The organism is Pantoea sp. Fr+CA_20, assembly GCF_024520835.1.
GTDB classification, from domain to species: domain Bacteria; phylum Pseudomonadota; class Gammaproteobacteria; order Enterobacterales; family Enterobacteriaceae; genus Pantoea; species Pantoea allii.
Window position 1 is genome coordinate 49,837 of the sequence record NZ_JALNPN010000018.1, and the last position, 16,621, is coordinate 66,457.

Genomic DNA, 16,621 nt, shown 5'->3' on the forward strand with positions numbered 1-16,621 from the left:
AACATAGCCATTCGCGGAGTTTGCGGTGAGTGATTTACCCGTCAGCGCGGTGTTGCCTGACCTTCTGAGTGCGCTTAATGATGCCTCAAACATCCTGCTGGCCGCGCCCACGGGCGCAGGTAAATCCACCTGGCTGCCACTTCAGCTTTTACAGCACAAGGCCTTGCCGGGACGCATTATTATGCTGGAGCCGCGCCGTTTAGCCGCGCGCAACGTGGCGCAACGTCTGGCCGAGCAGTTGGGTGAACAACCCGGCGTGACGGTGGGCTACCGTATGCGCGGCGAAAACTGCACAGGGCCAATGACCCGGCTTGAAGTGGTGACCGAAGGCATTCTGACCCGAATGCTGCAACAGGATGCGATGCTGGAGGGCGTGTCGCTGGTTATCCTGGATGAATTTCATGAGCGGAGCCTGCAGGCCGATCTGGCGCTGGCGCTGCTACTGGATGTGCAACAGGGGTTACGTGAAGATCTAAAAATCCTGCTGATGTCGGCGACGCTTGATAATGCGCGGCTGGCGGCACTGTTGCCGGACGCTCCTTTGATTACTTCTGAAGGGCGCAGCTATCCGGTTGAACGGCGCTATACGGCGCTGAGCCAGACCTTGCGTTTTGATGATGCGGTCGCGCGCGAAGTCGCACAGTTACTGCGCGACGAAACGGGCTCGCTGCTCCTGTTCCTGCCCGGCATCGCCGAAATTGAGCGGGTAAAACGGGAACTGGAGACGCGCGTTGACGACGACGTGGATTTAACGCCGCTGTATGGGGCACTTCCTCTTGCGGCCCAGCAACGGGCCATCCTGCCTGCCGCCAGCGGACGCCGCAAAGTGGTGCTGGCGACCAACATTGCCGAAACCAGCTTAACCATTGAAGGTATCCGGCTGGTCGTGGACAGCGCCCTGGAGCGAAAAGCCCAGTTTGACGCTCGCAGCGGCGTTACGCGCTTGCAGACTCAGCGCATCAGTCAGGCATCCATGACCCAGCGAGCCGGACGAGCCGGACGTGTCATGCCCGGTATTTGTCTGCATCTGACACCACAGGAACAGGCCTCACGCGCGCCCGCGCAAAGCGAAGCAGAAATTTTGCACAGCGATCTCGCGTCGTTATGGCTGGAGTTGCTGCAGTGGGGCTGTACCCGTATCGAACAATTGCAGTGGATAGATTTGCCGCCGGAAAAGCACCTGCGTGCGGCTCAGCAGCAGCTGGTGCGGCTTGGGGCTCTGGACGAGCAGGGCCACCTCAATGCCCAGGGACGACGCATGGCGCAGCTGGGCAGCGACGCCCGGCTCAGCGCTATTTTATGTGCAGCAGGCAGTGACCCTGACGCCGTTGCCAGCGCGGCCTTGCTGGTGGCGGTTCTGGAAGATCCGCCTCGCAGTGCCGGAGCCGATCTGCGTGATGCGCTTTATCGTCCATTGCCACAGTGGCAGCGCCGCGCACAGCACTGGCAAAAACGCATCGGCGTAAAGGGCGGTCGGTTAGACGAAGACCATTTTGCCGCCCTGCTGACCGCCGGCTTCAGCGACCGTCTGGCACGTCGCCGCGATAACAGCGGCCGCTATCAGTTAGCTAACGGCCTGGGCGCGATGCTGGACGAACAGCAGGCGCTGACGCGTTATGAATGGTTAATTGCCCCCACCTTGTTACAGGGCAGCAGCGCGCCCGACGCGCGTATCCTGATGGCGATTCCCGTTGATATCGAGGCACTGACGCAGCGCTGTCCGCAACTGATTGAACAGCGCACCGAGGTGGAATGGGATGAGGAGAAGGGCACGTTACGCACGTTGCGCCGCGAGCAGATTGGCGAACTGATACTGAAAACCCAGCCGCTAGCCCGTCCCGACGCAAAAGTCTTGCAGGCGGCAATGCTACGCTGGATTGGCAAAAAAGGGCTATCGGTGTTGGGCTGGACGCCGGAGGCAGAACAGTTGCGTCTGCGCATCCAGTGTGCGGCACAGTGGTTGCCAGAGGAACACTGGCCTGAGGTTGACGACGCCAGCCTGATCGAGACGCTTGAACACTGGCTTCTGCCCCAGATGACCACGGTGCGTGATCTGAAAAGTTTACAGGCGGTGAATCTGGTCAGCGCGCTCTTACATTTGCTCACATGGTCACAACGTCAGCGGCTGGATACTGTGCTGCCAACTCATTACACTGTGCCCACCGGAAGTCGGCTGCCTGTTCGCTATGATGCAGATAAACCGCCTGCACTGGCGGTGCGCATCCAGGAAATGTTCGGCGAAGCCAGCAACCCAAGCGTGGCAGAAGGGCGCATTCCACTGGTACTGGAGCTGTTATCGCCCGCCCAGCGGCCCTTGCAGATTACCCGTGACCTCGCCGCTTTCTGGCGTGGTGCCTATAAGGACGTGCAAAAAGAGATGAAAGGGCGTTATCCCAAACATCCCTGGCCTGACGATCCGGCTTCCGCCTTGCCGACAAGACGGACAAAAAAGAAGACGTCACAGGGTGGAACCTCTGATTAATTCAGAGGGTTCTGCCATGCGACAGTGAAGAAAGCAGTTAGAGTAGCGGCGCAGCCGTAAGCTATGCCTGGAGAATAAAACGAATGTCTGGGAACGATCGCGAACCTATTGGGCGCAAAGGAAAAGCGCTGCCTCCGCGCAGCAGCGCCCGCCGTGGGCGGCGCAGAGACATCGATGACGATGTTGCTCAGGACGATTTTGATGATGACTACGAGGAGGAAGCGCCGGTGCCACGTAAAGGTAAAGGTGGAAAACCGCCGCGCGGCAAACGCCGTTGGCTGGGATGGTTAATTAAGCTGTTCCTGGTATTTGTGGTGGTAATGGCCGCGTGGGGCGTATACCTCGACTCGGAAATTCGCAGCCGCATTGACGGTAAAGTGTGGCAACTGCCCGCAACCGTATATGGTCGTATGGTCAGCCTTGAACCCGGCATGGCCTACAACAAAAGCGAAATGGTCGCCCTGCTTGAAGGCACGCAATACCGTGAAGTTTCACGTATTACGCGCCCGGGTGAGTTCTCGGTTAAGGGCAACACTATCGAACTGTTGCGCCGTCCATTTGATTTCCCGGACAGCAAAGAGGGGCAGATTCATGCCCGTATGACCTTTAGCAAAGATGAACTCAGCGAGATTAAAAACGTTGAAACCGGGCGCGATTTTGGTTTCTTCCGTCTTGATCCGCGTCTGATCACCATGCTGCAGTCGCCTAATGGTGAACAGCGCCTGTTCGTGCCCCGTGCGGGCTTCCCGGATCTGCTGGTCGATACGTTAATCGCCACCGAGGATCGCCATTTTTACGAGCATGATGGTATCAGCCCGTACTCCATTGGCCGTGCCTTTGTCGCGAATATCACGGCAGGTAAGGCGGTTCAGGGGGGCAGTACGCTGACTCAGCAGCTGGTAAAAAACCTGTTCCTGACCAACGAGCGTTCGCTGTGGCGTAAAGCGCGTGAAGCCTATATGGCCGTGATCATGGACGCGCGTTACAGCAAAGATCGCATTCTGGAGCTTTACCTTAACGAAGTGTATCTCGGTCAGGCAGGTAACGATCAGATTCGTGGTTTCCCTTTGGCCAGCCTTTACTACTTTGGCCGTCCGGTGGATGAGCTGAGTCTGGATCAGCAGGCAATGCTGGTCGGCATGGTAAAAGGCGCTTCGCTCTATAACCCATGGCGTAACCCGAAACTGGCACTGGAAAGACGCAATCTGGTGCTGCGCTTGTTGCAGCAGCAGAAAGTCATCGACCAGGAACTGTATGACATGCTGTCGGCGCGTCCGTTAGGCGTGCAGCCGAAAGGCGGTGTGATTACGCCACAGCCTGCGTTTATGCAGATGGTGCGTAATGAGCTTCAGGCAAAACTGGGTGACAAGGTTAAAGATCTGTCGGGGGTGAAAATTTTCACCACCTTAGATCCGGTCTCGCAGGATGCCGCTGAAAAAGCGGTTATCGACGGCATTCCAACCCTGAAAAAACAGCGCGGTCTGAAAGATCTGGAAACCGCGATGGTGGTCGTTGACCGTTTCAGCGGTGAAGTCCGCGCGATGGTCGGCGGGGCCGATCCGCAGTTCGCCGGGTATAACCGTGCGTTACAGGCCCGCCGTTCTATTGGTTCACTGGCAAAACCGGCCACCTATCTCACCGCACTGAGCCAGCCAAATACATATCGACTCAATAGCTGGATTGCCGATGAGCCTATTGCGCTGAAACAGCCCAATGGCAGCATCTGGAAACCCATGAATGACGACCGCCGCTTCAGTGGCAAAGTCATGCTGGTGGATGCGTTGACCAACTCCATGAACGTGCCGACGGTGAATCTTGGCATGACGCTGGGGCTGAATGCGGTGGTGGATACCTGGACCAAACTGGGTGTACCTAAAGATCAGCTCAACCCGGTGCCGGCAATGTTGCTGGGCGCACTCAACCTGACGCCGATTGAAGTGGCCCAGGCGTTTCAGTCGATTGCCAGCGGAGGGAATCGTGCGGACCTGTCAGCGGTGCGTTCCGTGATTGCCGAAGACGGAACGGTGCTGTACCAGAGCTTCCCGCAGGCGCAACGGGTAGAGCCTGCGCAGGCTGCCTATTTAACGTTGTACACGATGCAGCAGGTTGCCGATCACGGTACGGCACGCGCCCTGGGCGCTCGCTTCCCTAATGCGCATCTGGCGGGCAAAACAGGGACCACTAACGACCTGATAGACAGCTGGTTCGCCGGTGTCGATGGTAAAGAAGTGGCGATCACCTGGGTTGGGCGTGATAACAACCAGCCGACCAAGCTGTACGGTGCCAGCGGTGCGATGCAGATCTACCGTCGCTATCTTGATAACCAGGCACCGATGCCGTTGCAACTGACGCCGCCGGAAGACGTGACGATGATGAATATCGACTCAGCGGGCAACTTTGTTTGTGGCTCAGGCAGCAGTACCTGGCGCTCATTGCCGGTTTGGGCACTGGACCCGAATGCACTGTGTCAGCAACAGCAGCAACAGGTTCAGCAAATGCAGCAGCAACAACAACAGCAACAACAGCAATTGCAACAGCAGCAACAGCAGGAGCAAAAAGACAGCGATGGCGTTGCAGGTTGGATAAAAGACATGTTCGGCAAGTAACGGGTCAAAAGCAGTGAAAAGAAGGCACTTCGGTGCCTTTTTTTATGCCTGATAAATACGCTGTAAACAGGCTACAAACAGCGCCACAGTAGGGAATTCTGCTTGCAGAGATTGTTGCACTTCGCATATTATCGAACCGTTATAATAATCATTATCGTTTCGATTCGCTTAATCATCCCCATTTGAGAGACACCTTCATGACTGCGCGCACCACCACTTTTGGTTTCACACCAGGGTCGTTTACCCCTCGTCCTTTGGCACTGATGATTGCGCTGATATCGAGTGGCGCAACTCCCCTGGCCTTCGCCGAACAAACGGTGGTGGTTTCAGCAAACGGCGGTGCCGCTGTTGCGCAGGAAAGTCCGTGGGGCCCGGCACCGACCGTCGCCGCGAAACGCAGCGCCACCGGCACCAAAACGGATACGCCGATTGAAAAGAACCCGCAGTCGGTTTCCGTGGTCACGCGTGAAGAAATGGACATGCGCAGCGTCAGCAGCGTCAAGCAGGCATTTAACTATACGCCTGGCGTACTGACCGGCAACCGCGGCAGTTCCGCAGTCATTGACGCGCTGTCGATTCGCGGTTTTAGCGAAACCAACACCAATCAGTATCTCGATGGGTTGAAGCTGCAGGGTGACAACTACTCTGAATTCGCTATCGATCCCTATTTTCTGGAGCGGGCTGAACTGCTGCGCGGTCCGGTTTCCGTGCTGTACGGTAAAAGCAATCCCGGCGGTGTCGTCGCTTTAGTCAGCAAGCGTCCCACTCAGGAAACGCTGCGCGAAGTCCAGTTCCAGATGGGCAACCATAACCTTTACTCCACCGGTTTCGACTTTGGCGGCGCAATAGACGACGCAGGCGTGTACAGCTACCGTCTGACAGGCCTGGCCAGTAGCCAGGATGCCCAGCAGGCGAATAACAAGCAGAAGCGTTATACCATCGCGCCTTCATTCAGCTGGCGACCAGATGAAAACACCCGTCTTGATCTGCTGACCTATTTCCAGAACGAGCCGGATACCGGCTACTACGGCTGGCTCCCGCGTGAAGGGACCGTGGTGCCGATCACCCGGCCTGATGGCAGCCAGTACAAACTGCCGACCAACTTTGATGAGGGCGAGAAGAGCAACCGCATCTCACGCAATACCAAAATGCTGGGCTACAGCTTTGAGCACCGTTTTGATGAGACCTGGACGGTGCGGCAGAACCTGCGTTATGCCGAGTTAACCACGGATTATCGCAGTATTTATGGTAACGGCTTTGATGCAGCCACTCAGCAAATCACCCGCGGGTCTGCGGCTTCAGACGAGAAACTGAATCAGTTTGCGGTGGATAATCAGGCTCAGGCTAAATTTGCCACCGGCCAGCTTGATCATACGTTACTGTTTGGCGTTGATTATCAGCGCATGCGAAATGATATTAATGCGGCTTTTGGCTCAGCATTCCCGTTGAATGCGGTTAATCCGCAATACGGCAATGACGCGCTAATCGGCACACCTTCCCCGTATCGCTATCTCAACAAACAGGAGCAAACCGGCCTGTATGCACAAGACCAGATGGAATGGGATCGTTGGGTACTGACATTGGGCAGTCGCTATGATTACGCAATGACTTCTGCTTTTAATCGGAGTAGCAGTACCGAAGTTAAAAGTCATGACCAGGCGTTTACCTGGCGTGGCGGCTTAAACTATGTGTTCGATAATGGTATCGCGCCTTATTTCAGTTATAGCGAATCCTTCATTCCGACATCCGGAACGACTCAAAGTGGTCAACCTTTCGACCCTTCGCGCGCTAAGCAGTATGAAACGGGCGTAAAGTTTGTGCCAAAAGATCGCCCTGTCGTTGTCACGGCCGCGATTTATGAGCTGACAAAGACCAAAAACTTAACGGCTGATCCTAACAGTCCTAATTTCAGCATCCAGAGCGGCGAAATCCGTTCTCGCGGTGTTGAACTCGAAGCGAAAGCGGCGCTGAACGCCAATGTAAACCTGACGGCCTCTTATACCTATACCGATGCCGAATATACGAAAGATACTCAGCTTCAGGGCAAGACCCCGGTTGAGGTGCCCAAACACATGGCGTCGCTGTGGAGTGACTATACCTTCCACGAAACCGCGCTGTCAGGCGTCACGGTCGGCGCGGGCATCCGTTACGTGGGCGAAAGTCAGGGGCTGTATAGCAACGGTCCTGATGCCAACCAGAACTTTAGCGTGGCGGGTTATACCACCGTCGATGCTGCACTGAAATATGATTTAGGACGTTTTGGTTTGCCTGGATCAACGGTAGGCGTTAACGTTAATAACCTGTTTAACCGCGACTACGTTGCCAGTTGTTACCGTGAATATGCGTGCTACTGGGGCGCAGAACGGCAGATTGTAGGCACCGCCACGTTCCGGTTCTGATCGATGAGGGCGCTTCGGCGCCCGTTTACAGGGATTACCATGCAGCTTCCGCAGCACCAACAGACGACCTTCAAACTGGATAATGCCAGCTTTCGTGTACCCGGTCGCACGCTTCTCCAGCCGCTGTCTCTCTCTTTTACACCAGGCAAAGTAACCGCGCTGATTGGTCACAATGGTTCGGGAAAATCCACGCTGTTAAAAATGCTGGGGCGGCATCACGCGGCCAGCGAAGGCCGGGTGCTCCTGAATGAGCGGCCCGTGGAGAGCCTGAACAGCAAAGTATTTGCCCGTGAGGTCGCCTATTTACCTCAGCAACTGCCGGCTGCAGAAGGTATGACGGTGCGCGAGCTGGTGGCCATTGGGCGCTATCCCTGGCATGGGGCGCTGGGGCGTTTCACTCAGGAGGACCGCGACCGCGTTGAGCAGGCGATTTCGCGCGTAGGGTTAACGCCTTTTGCCTCACGGCTGGTAGACAGCTTATCGGGCGGCGAACGGCAACGCGCCTGGCTGGCGATGATGGTGGCGCAAAACAGCCGCTGTCTGCTGCTGGATGAACCCACTTCCGCACTGGATATCGCCCATCAGGTTGATGTGCTGGCCCTGATTCAGACACTGAGTCGGGAGCATGGCTTAACCGTTATTACGGTATTACACGATATCAATATGGCTGCCCGTTACTGTGACCATCTGGTGGCATTACGCGGTGGCGCGCTTATCGCTGAAGGCGGGCCGGACCACATTATGCAGGCGGACGTTTTGCAGGCGATTTACGGTATTCCAATGGGGATCTTCCCCCATCCCGGCGGCGGTGCGCCGGTGAGTTTTGTGTGTTAAGGACCCGATAATGCCCGATTTGTTCCGCCGTCGCCTGATGATGGCGATGGCGTTATCGCCACTGATGAGCCCCTTTTCACTCCAGGCGGCGCAGCCCGATCCCGATCCCGATCGCATCATCGCGCTTGAGTGGTTACCCACCGAGCTGCTGCTGGCGTTAGGCGTTAAGCCCTTTGGGGTCGCCGATGTGCATAATTATAATATCTGGGTTGGGCAGCCAGCCTTGCCTGCCGGCGTGGTGGATGTTGGGCTGCGTACCGAGCCTAACCTTGAACTGATGACCCAGATGCATCCCTCACTGATTCTCTGTTCAAACGGCTATGGACCGCCTAAAGAAAAACTCCAGCGTATTGCGCCGATTATGGGGTTTGACCTGCACGGCGGCGACGGTAAACCGCTCTCCCGGGCGCGTGTCTCTCTGCAGGCCCTCGGCGCCAGGCTGGGGCGGGAAGCCCAGGCAGCCGCGCACCTGCAACGCATGGACGAGGAAATCGCCGCGGCGCGCCAGCGTCTGGCACCGCATGCCGGACGTGCCATCCTGCTGATGTCACTGCTTGACAGTCGCCATGCCATCACCTTCGGTAAAAACAGCTTATTCCTTGAGGTCATGGCGTTGCTTGGTCTGCAGAACGCCTGGCAGGGCGAAACCAATTTCTGGGGAAGTTCAGTGATTGGCCTGGAGCGGCTGGCGGCGTTTCACGACGTGGAAACCATCTGCTTCGATCATGACAATGCGGCCGTTATGCAGCAGCTGTCACGCAGCCCGCTGTGGCAGGCAATGCCTTTTGTCCACAGCGGCCATTTTCAACGCGTACCGGCGGTCTGGTATTACGGGGCAACACTCTCTGCCTTGCACTTTATACGCGTGCTGGAACATGCGCTGGAGAAAGTCTGATGCGCTATCGTTTTTTCTCAGTCACCGTGCTGGGCGTACTGTTTTTACTGGCGCTGGCGCTCACCGCAATAAACTTTCAGCAGGCGTTGCCCCTGGGGCAATGGACACAGGCCCTGTGGACACCTGATACCACGAATGTGCAACAGATGGTGTTTCACTACAGTTTGCTGCCGCGCTGGGCGCTGGCGCTGTTGGTGGGGGCCGGTCTGGGATTAGCGGGACTGCTGTTTCAGCAGGTTCTGCGTAACCCTCTGGCGGAACCGGGAACATTAGGCGTTTCATCCGGCGCACAACTGGGAATTACCGTCGCCACGTTGTGGCACCTGCCGGGCGGAGTCGTTACCCAGCAGCTTGCCGCCTCGGGTGGTGCGTTGTTGGTGGGGGCGCTGGTATTTAGCGTGGCCTGGAGCAAACGCCTGTCACCCGTAACCTTGATCCTGGCCGGGCTGGTCCTCAGTCTTTACAGCGGTGCTGTTAACCAGATCTTCGCCATCTTCAATCACGACCAACTGCAAAATATGTTTCTGTGGAGCACAGGCGCATTGAACCAGATGAGCTGGGACAGTGTTACCCAGCTCTGGCCGCGACTGATGCTGGCGCTGTTACTGTCTCTGGCGCTGCTGAGGCCGCTGACGCTCATGGGGCTGGACGATGGCGTGGCAAAAAACCTCGGGCTGGCCCTGTCCGCTACCCGGTTAGCGATTCTGGTGCTGGCGATATTGCTTAGCGCACAGTTGGTGAGCGTCGCCGGTATCATTGGTTTTATCGGCTTGTTCGCGCCGCTGCTGGCAAGGCTGCTCGGTGGACGCCGCTTGCTGAGCCGCATGCTGCTGGCCCCGCTGATTGGCGCATTGCTGCTGTGGCTGGCTGATGCCTGCGTCCTGTGGCTTACGACGCACTGGCGCGAGGTTTCTACCGGCACGGTGACGGCGCTACTGGGCGTGCCGATTCTGCTGTGGCTGTTGCCGCGTCTGCGAACCGGTTCCGTTCCACCCGCACTGGATCAGGGCGACAAGGTTCCGGTCGAACGCCATCACGTTCTGCGCTGGAGCCTGATCGGCTTAGCGCTGTTAGGCATGCTGGCATGGCTGTGTCTGGCGTTTGGACGGGATGCGCAAGGCTGGATCTGGACCAGCGGTGACCTGCTACAGCAGCTGCTACCCTGGCGCGCACCGCGTGTGCTGGCGGCCCTGGAGGTAGGCTTAATGCTTGGCGTTGCCGGCAGCCTGATCCAGCGACTCACGGGGAACCCGATGGCCAGCCCTGAAGTCTTGGGCATCAGTTCCGGCGCGGCCTGCGGCGCAGTCGTGATGTTGTTCTTCGTGCCCGGCAATGCGCTGGCATTCCTGTTACCCGCCGGTGCGCTGGGCGCGGCGGTGACGCTGGCGATCATTATGTTGGTGGCCAGTCGCGGCGGTTTTTCCCCTGAACGCATGCTGCTGGCCGGGATGGCGTTAAACAGTGCCTTTGTCACCATTCTGATGCTGTTGATGGCCAATGGCGATCCCCGGATGTCGGGGTTACTGACCTGGATCTCCGGCTCCACTTATAACGTCAGTGCCACCCAGGCGCTGCAAAGTGCTGTCTGTGCGGTGGTGCTGGTGTCATTAGCGCCGCTGGCCAGCCGTTGGCTCACGCTGTTGCCGCTTGGCAGCGCGACGGCGCGCTCGGCCGGAATGGCGCTCACCGCCTCGCGTCTGGCACTGCTGCTGCTGGCTGCGGCCTTAACAGCCTGCGCCACGCTGACGATTGGGCCTCTGAGCTTTGTGGGACTGATGGCACCGCACATGGCGCGCATGCTGGGCTTCCGGCGGGCGCTACCGCAGCTGTTACTGTCTGGGTTGCTCGGGGCAGGTTTAATGGTGGTTGCTGACTGGTGCGGGCGAATGGTGGCTTTTCCAAACCAGATTCCGGCAGGATTGATGGCAACCTTTTTAGGCGCGCCCTATTTTATCTGGTTGTTGCGGCGTTCACGTTGAAAAAAAGACCGGCGTTTGCCGGTCTGTCACCTTACAGCTTAGCAAAGCAGCGACGCGCGGCATCGATGGTGTGCTGAATATCCTCTGCACTGTGCGCCAGCGACATAAAGCCGGCCTCAAAGGCGGAGGGCGCAAAGTAAACGCCTTCTTCGAGCATCAAATGGAAGAAGCGCTTAAAGCGTTCAACATCGCACTGCGTCACGTCTTTATAGCAGGTGACGCTCGCGGCATCGGTGAAGAACAGGCCAAACATGCCGCCAACCTGATTCACGACGACAGGAATATTTTCCTGTTTTGCCGCCTCAACCAGTCCCTGTGCTAACTGTGACGTCAGGCTGTTCAGCTTGTCATGCATGCCCGGCTGGGCAATCTGGGTTAAGCAGGCATAACCGGCAGCCATGGCGACAGGGTTACCGGACAGCGTACCTGCCTGATAAACCGGACCGGTCGGTGCCAGTGCATTCATCACCTCCCGACGGCCACCAAAGGCACCGACAGGCATGCCACCACCGATGATTTTGCCGAGGCAGGTGAGATCCGGTTTCACGTTGTAATGTGCCTGCGCGCCACCCAGCGCAACGCGGAAACCTGTCATCACTTCATCGATAATCAGCAGCGCGCCAAACTCATCACAGAGCGCGCGCAGGCCCGGTAAAAACGTGGGTTGGGGCGGAATACAGTTCATATTCCCGGCAACGGGTTCAACGATAATGGCAGCGATAGCCTGCGGATACTGTTCAAACGCCGCGCGAACCGAATCGAGATCGTTGTATGTGCAGGTCAGCGTATGCTTTGCAAAATCGGCAGGCACGCCAGGGGAATTAGGTTGCCCCAGCGTCAAGGCACCGGAACCGGCTTTCACCAGCAGGTGATCGGCATGACCGTGGTAGCAACCTTCAAATTTAATGATTTTGTCGCGCCCGGTAAAACCCCGCGCCAGACGAATCGCGCTCATGGTGGCTTCGGTACCGGAGTTCACCATCCGCACCATTTCCATGCTGGGAACCAGCTTACACACCAGCTGCGCCATGGTGACTTCCATCTCAGTTGGCGCACCAAAGCTCAGGCCGCGCTGGGCTGCCTCAATCACGGCATTACGGATGCCATCGTTATTATGTCCCAGCACCATGGGGCCCCATGAACCGACATAATCGATGTATTTTTTACCATCGGCGTCATAAAGATATGCACCGTCAGCATGTTCAATGAACAGCGGAACGCCGCCCACACCGGTAAACGCACGTACCGGCGAGTTCACACCGCCGGGAATCAGGCGTTGTGCTTCAGCGAACAGTTCTTCAGACTTACTCATTTTCGGCTCCAGCAGTTCATAAAATATCGGGCTATTCTACGGAAGAGGGGCGGCAGACGAAAGGCCGCTATAATTAACCAGGTGAATCCGGCACAGAGTGCGAAGCTGAGAGCTTGATTGCGTCGGGTCGCTGGCAGATAATAGCAACATTGAGGTCGTTTTCTGACCCGGGCGTTTACGGAGTAACACATGAGTGATGAAGTAGTAGCACTGCCGTTGCAGTTTACCGACGCAGCAGCCAACAAAGTTAAGAATCTGATTGCTGACGAAGATAACCCGGCGCTGAAGCTGCGTGTGTATATCACTGGTGGTGGTTGCAGCGGTTTTCAGTATGGTTTTACCTTCGACGATCAAATGAATGACGGCGATATGACCATCGAGAAGCAGGGCGTTTCGCTGGTGGTTGATCCCATGAGCCTGCAATATCTGGTGGGCGGTTCTGTGGATTACACTGAAGGGCTGGAAGGATCGCGCTTTATCGTGACCAATCCCAATGCTAAAACCACCTGCGGCTGCGGGTCGTCATTTAGCATCTGATTAGCGAGCCGCCATCACCCGGCGGCCTCGTTTACCATTCAATGGTCACCAGCCGATCGCTGGTTCCCCTACTCCCCTGGCGTTTTAGCACCGTTTGCGTCACGCGCGGCTGTGCGCTGATTTGACGACCACACTCAACCTGCGGCACAGATTGACCCACTGAAGTGTTAACTTCACAACGTGAATAGATGACGAGTCTGACGTTAATAGAGCCGGTCGTCGATCCCGCGAATGCCTGTTGCGCGATCACAAGCCCTATGGCCAGAAGCAGGGCTTTGGTCATATTAAATTCCTGGTGTAGTCAAATGCGCTAAGCGCTAAAGGACATCGGGCTTACGTGGCACGTGTCTCATATCTAAAATTAACGGCAGTAAAGGGGATTTCTTTAATTTATAGCGTTACGCACGCCAGTCTGCAGCATTATTTAACTGGATGCAGGGCTTTACAAAGCTGATCTGCGGCTAACAGGATGCGCGGCCCCGGGCGGCTGATCCAGTCGTCGTTAAGGGCAATGACTCTGACGCTAAGTTGTGGCAGCCAGAATTGCGCAGTCTGACTCGCCTGTTGGGCATCGCCGGTGGTGATGATGACCTGCGGATGGCGCATCAGCACCTGTTCACGACTCACCTGAGGCCAACTGACCGCACTGTCAGCAAAGATATTCTGCCCGCCGCACAGCCTGATGACGTCGTTCTGCAGCGTCGCCTTAGCCGCGGTAAACATGGGTGAAAAGCCAAACTGCAGAAAGACCGGGACAGGGCGCTGTTGGCTATAGCGCTGTCGCAGTGCGGCTTCCTGCTTTCGCAGTTGCCCGGCGGCTTGCGCGGCGCGTTGCGGGTCCGGACTCCACGTTGCTAATCCCGCCAGCGCATCAATCATGTCATCCAGCGTTGAGGCATCGACCCATTCCACGTTAATACCGAACTGCCGCAGCTGATCCACCTGACGCTGCGGGTTACCGCCACGCCACGCGAGTACCACATCGGGTTTAAGCTGCAAAATACGTTCGAGATTAATGCCCTGCCAGTTAGCAACCTGTTCAATTTTTTTCGCCTCAGGGGGATAACTGGACCATGCGCTGACCGCAATTGGGGTAATCCCGGCGGCAAAGGCCAGTTCAGTCAGGTGCGGGGCAAGGGTGATGACGCGGGACGGGGCAGCAAACAGGCTGCTGCTCAACAGCAGCAGCCAGCAAAACAGCAGGTGTTTAGCCACGAGCCAGACGGGCCAGCAAATTTTCAACCATCAATGATGACTGTCTGGCGGCGACGCTTAGAAACTCGTCAAAGCTCAGGTGGGATTCCTGATCGGCAACGTCGGAAATCGCCCTGACGACCACAAAAGGCACCTGGAACTGATGGCAGACGTGGCCGATGGCGGTCGCTTCCATTTCAACCGCAATGGCCTGCGGGAAGGTCGCACGGATGCGTGCCAGGGGTTCTGAACCATTGATAAAGGCATCGCCGCTGACCACCAGACCGCGTACGGCGTTCAGGTTTAGCTGCTTTATGCAGGCTTCCGCCTCGGCAATCAGGTTACTATCAGCCGTAAAGGCGGCAGGACAACCTGCCATCTGGCCTGGTTCATAGCCAAACGCCGTGACGTCAGCATCGTGATAGCGCACTTCTTCAGACACCACGATGTCGCCCACGGTTAACGTAGGGGCTAAACCGCCCGCGGAGCCGGTGTTAATAACCAGATCGGGTTTACATAATTGCAGCAGCAGCGTTGTGCCGAGAGCGGCTGAGGTTTTACCGATGCCTGATTTCAGCAACGCAACCTCGACACCATTGAGTGTGCCTGTGTAAATTTCACAACCCGCCAGAGACAGGGTCTGGCGATTTTCAATTTTGTCACGCAGCAGGGTAACTTCCTGCTCCATTGCGCCAATGATGCCTGCTTTCATTTTGCGTCTCGCTAATGTAATGAATGTAAAAATCGGGCATAGTCTATCATGGCAATGACGGGATTATTTCACGAAAAAATACGGGGACATGTATGGCAGCGATCAATTTCAGGACGAAGATCAGCTTCACTCGCCCTTATAGCAACCGTAAAGATCCGCAAGGCGAATATTTTATTACCCGCCATTTTGAAAGCGATCGCGGACGCATCATTAATTCGGCGGCTATTCGCCGACTGCAACAAAAAACGCAGGTATTCCCGTTGGAGCGTAACGCCGCAGTACGTTCCCGCCTGACGCATTCGCTTGAAGTGCAGCAAACCGGTCGATATATCAGTAAAGAGATTCTGCAAACGCTAAAAACGCAGGGTGGACTGGCAAAATATGGACTGGAAGACATGGAAGGGGCGTTTGAAAGCCTGGTCGAAATGGCGTGCCTGCTACATGATGTGGGTAATCCACCGTTTGGCCATTTCGGCGAAGCCGCCATTAACGACTGGTTTGAAGATAATCTGGCTGCCGAGCTGGTCGATCCGCTGGTGGCTGGGGTAGAAACTGATGAGCAGCGCCATGCGTTTGACCAGATGAACGCCATGATTCGTCAGGATTTATGCCATTTTGAAGGCAATGCTCAGGCCATTCGCATGGTGCACACGCTGCTGGAGCTTAATCTGAGCTATTCCCAGGTTGCCTGTATTCTAAAATATACTGCGCCGGCATGGTGGCAGGGCGAGAAACCGGCTGAATTTAGCGTCTTAATGAAAAAACCGGGTTTCTATTTATCTGAACGCGAATATATCCGCGACCTCCGTGCGGCCACCAATTTGACGGAGCATCATCGTTTCCCCCTGACCTATATCATGGAAGCGGCTGATGACATTTCATATTGTATTGCCGATTTGGATGATGCCGTCGAAAAAGCCATTTTCAATGTAGACAGTTTGTATGAATATCTCAGCAAAGCCTGGGGGCCGATAAATAATAATGATGCGTTCAGCCGCACCGTAGGCGAAGCCTGGCGCGAGGCGGGAAGTAAAAAACGCCGCAGCCGTAGCGATCAATTCTTCATGTCACTCCGGGTTAATGTTCAGAATGTTCTGGTCACCTATGCCGTTAAGCGTTTTATTGATAACCTGCCCGCCATTTTTGATGGAAAATTCAACCATGCGTTATTAGAAGATGAGGGTGAAGAGGGCCGTTTACTACAAATATTTAAAACCGTTGCGCGTCAGCAGGTGTTTAATCACTCTGAGGTTGAACAGTTGGAACTCCAGGGTTACCGGGTTATTAAAGGTTTGCTGGAAATATATCAGCCGCTGATGATGTTAAATTATGAAGCTTTCACCACGCTGATAAACGAAGACTTTTTACGCAATCACCCGATTGAAACGCGCCTGTTTCATAAGCTTTCTGGAAAACACAGGAAAGCCTATTTGCATAAAATGCGCACGCTGGTTGTTGAACATAAATATGAGCGTTTATTATGGGAGCGGTATTATCGGTTTCGCTTAATTCAGGACTACATCAGTGGCATGACCGATCTCTATGCCTGGGATGAGTACCGTCGTTTGATGGCGGTGGAATAAGCCGAGAATTGTAAAGAGCGCGAATAAATTTTTACCTTTGCCTAAAACTTTTAGAGGAACTTCGCGCTAAAACATTTATCTCAACATT

Annotated in this window: 12 protein-coding genes; 8 read left to right on the plus strand and 4 right to left on the minus strand. The window is 55.9% G+C overall.

Features of this window, described 5'->3' with window-relative positions; translation table 11 throughout:
- Positions 1-25: 25 nt before the first annotated feature.
- The 6 genes from hrpB (at position 26) to fhuB (ending at position 11,195) form a co-directional block, all read left to right on the plus strand.
- Positions 26-2,482, plus strand: a complete 2,457-nt coding sequence (gene hrpB, locus NR177_RS18490) for an ATP-dependent helicase HrpB (RefSeq protein ID WP_256853385.1) — start codon at positions 26-28, stop codon at positions 2,480-2,482.
- Positions 2,483-2,565: 83 nt separating this feature from the next.
- Positions 2,566-5,088, plus strand: a complete 2,523-nt coding sequence (mrcB, locus tag NR177_RS18495) for a bifunctional glycosyl transferase/transpeptidase (RefSeq protein WP_096012095.1) — start codon at positions 2,566-2,568, stop codon at positions 5,086-5,088.
- Between the two features lie 197 nt (positions 5,089-5,285).
- Entirely contained in the window at positions 5,286-7,487 is a 2,202-nt protein-coding gene (gene fhuA / locus NR177_RS18500) for a ferrichrome porin FhuA (RefSeq protein WP_256853386.1), read from the plus strand.
- A 39-nt stretch (positions 7,488-7,526) separates the two neighbouring features.
- A complete protein-coding gene (gene fhuC, locus NR177_RS18505; protein WP_256853387.1) occupies positions 7,527-8,321 on the plus strand; it encodes a Fe3+-hydroxamate ABC transporter ATP-binding protein FhuC in 795 nt (264 codons plus the stop codon).
- Positions 8,322-8,331: 10 nt separating this feature from the next.
- The gene (gene fhuD / locus NR177_RS18510) at positions 8,332-9,216 is read left to right on the plus strand and encodes a Fe(3+)-hydroxamate ABC transporter substrate-binding protein FhuD (protein ID WP_256853388.1); all 885 of its coding nucleotides are present in this window, start codon (positions 8,332-8,334) and stop codon (positions 9,214-9,216) included.
- Positions 9,216-11,195, plus strand: a complete 1,980-nt coding sequence (gene fhuB, locus NR177_RS18515) for a Fe(3+)-hydroxamate ABC transporter permease FhuB (protein ID WP_256853389.1) — start codon at positions 9,216-9,218, stop codon at positions 11,193-11,195. Before fhuD ends, fhuB begins: the two co-directional genes overlap by 1 nt.
- Positions 11,196-11,226: 31 nt before the next feature.
- Here fhuB and hemL read toward each other — a convergent pair whose 3' ends face one another.
- Positions 11,227-12,507, minus strand: a complete 1,281-nt coding sequence (gene hemL / locus NR177_RS18520; protein WP_063878460.1) for a glutamate-1-semialdehyde 2,1-aminomutase — start codon at positions 12,505-12,507, stop codon at positions 11,227-11,229.
- Between the two features lie 189 nt (positions 12,508-12,696).
- On the opposite strand from hemL, the gene erpA reads away from it, so the two are divergent.
- Positions 12,697-13,044: an iron-sulfur cluster insertion protein ErpA gene (gene erpA, locus NR177_RS18525; protein ID WP_006117744.1), complete on the plus strand. Its 348-nt coding sequence runs from the start codon at positions 12,697-12,699 to the stop codon at positions 13,042-13,044.
- Positions 13,045-13,075: 31 nt separating this feature from the next.
- Here erpA and NR177_RS18530 read toward each other — a convergent pair whose 3' ends face one another.
- From NR177_RS18530 to mtnN, 3 genes are all read right to left on the minus strand, one after another.
- The gene (locus tag NR177_RS18530) at positions 13,076-13,327 is read right to left on the minus strand and encodes a hypothetical protein (RefSeq protein WP_172898056.1); all 252 of its coding nucleotides are present in this window, start codon (positions 13,325-13,327) and stop codon (positions 13,076-13,078) included.
- 137 nt (positions 13,328-13,464) lie between these two features.
- Entirely contained in the window at positions 13,465-14,259 is a 795-nt protein-coding gene (btuF, locus tag NR177_RS18535) for a vitamin B12 ABC transporter substrate-binding protein BtuF (RefSeq protein ID WP_063878462.1), read from the minus strand.
- The gene (mtnN, locus tag NR177_RS18540; RefSeq protein ID WP_063878463.1) at positions 14,252-14,950 is read right to left on the minus strand and encodes a 5'-methylthioadenosine/S-adenosylhomocysteine nucleosidase; all 699 of its coding nucleotides are present in this window, start codon (positions 14,948-14,950) and stop codon (positions 14,252-14,254) included. The genes btuF and mtnN overlap by 8 nt, the downstream gene beginning before the upstream one ends.
- Positions 14,951-15,042: 92 nt before the next feature.
- Between mtnN and dgt the strand changes: the two genes are divergently transcribed.
- Entirely contained in the window at positions 15,043-16,533 is a 1,491-nt protein-coding gene (gene dgt / locus NR177_RS18545; RefSeq protein WP_109718247.1) for a dGTPase, read from the plus strand.
- Positions 16,534-16,621 lie beyond the last annotated feature (88 nt).

Excerpts from the sequence above, each read along its gene's own strand:
- mrcB (WP_096012095.1), top strand. The coding sequence starts at position 2,566 with ATGTCTGGGAACGATCGCGAACCTATTGGGCGCAAAGGAAAAGCGCTG.
- NR177_RS18530 (WP_172898056.1), bottom strand. The coding sequence starts at position 13,327 with ATGACCAAAGCCCTGCTTCTGGCCATAGGGCTTGTGATCGCGCAACAG.
- erpA (WP_006117744.1), top strand. The coding sequence starts at position 12,697 with ATGAGTGATGAAGTAGTAGCACTGCCGTTGCAGTTTACCGACGCAGCA.
- fhuC (WP_256853387.1), top strand. The coding sequence starts at position 7,527 with ATGCAGCTTCCGCAGCACCAACAGACGACCTTCAAACTGGATAATGCC.
- hemL (WP_063878460.1), bottom strand. The coding sequence starts at position 12,507 with ATGAGTAAGTCTGAAGAACTGTTCGCTGAAGCACAACGCCTGATTCCC.
- mtnN (WP_063878463.1), bottom strand. The coding sequence starts at position 14,950 with ATGAAAGCAGGCATCATTGGCGCAATGGAGCAGGAAGTTACCCTGCTG.
- fhuA (WP_256853386.1), top strand. The coding sequence starts at position 5,286 with ATGACTGCGCGCACCACCACTTTTGGTTTCACACCAGGGTCGTTTACC.
- fhuD (WP_256853388.1), top strand. The coding sequence starts at position 8,332 with ATGCCCGATTTGTTCCGCCGTCGCCTGATGATGGCGATGGCGTTATCG.
- dgt (WP_109718247.1), top strand. The coding sequence starts at position 15,043 with ATGGCAGCGATCAATTTCAGGACGAAGATCAGCTTCACTCGCCCTTAT.
- fhuB (WP_256853389.1), top strand. The coding sequence starts at position 9,216 with ATGCGCTATCGTTTTTTCTCAGTCACCGTGCTGGGCGTACTGTTTTTA.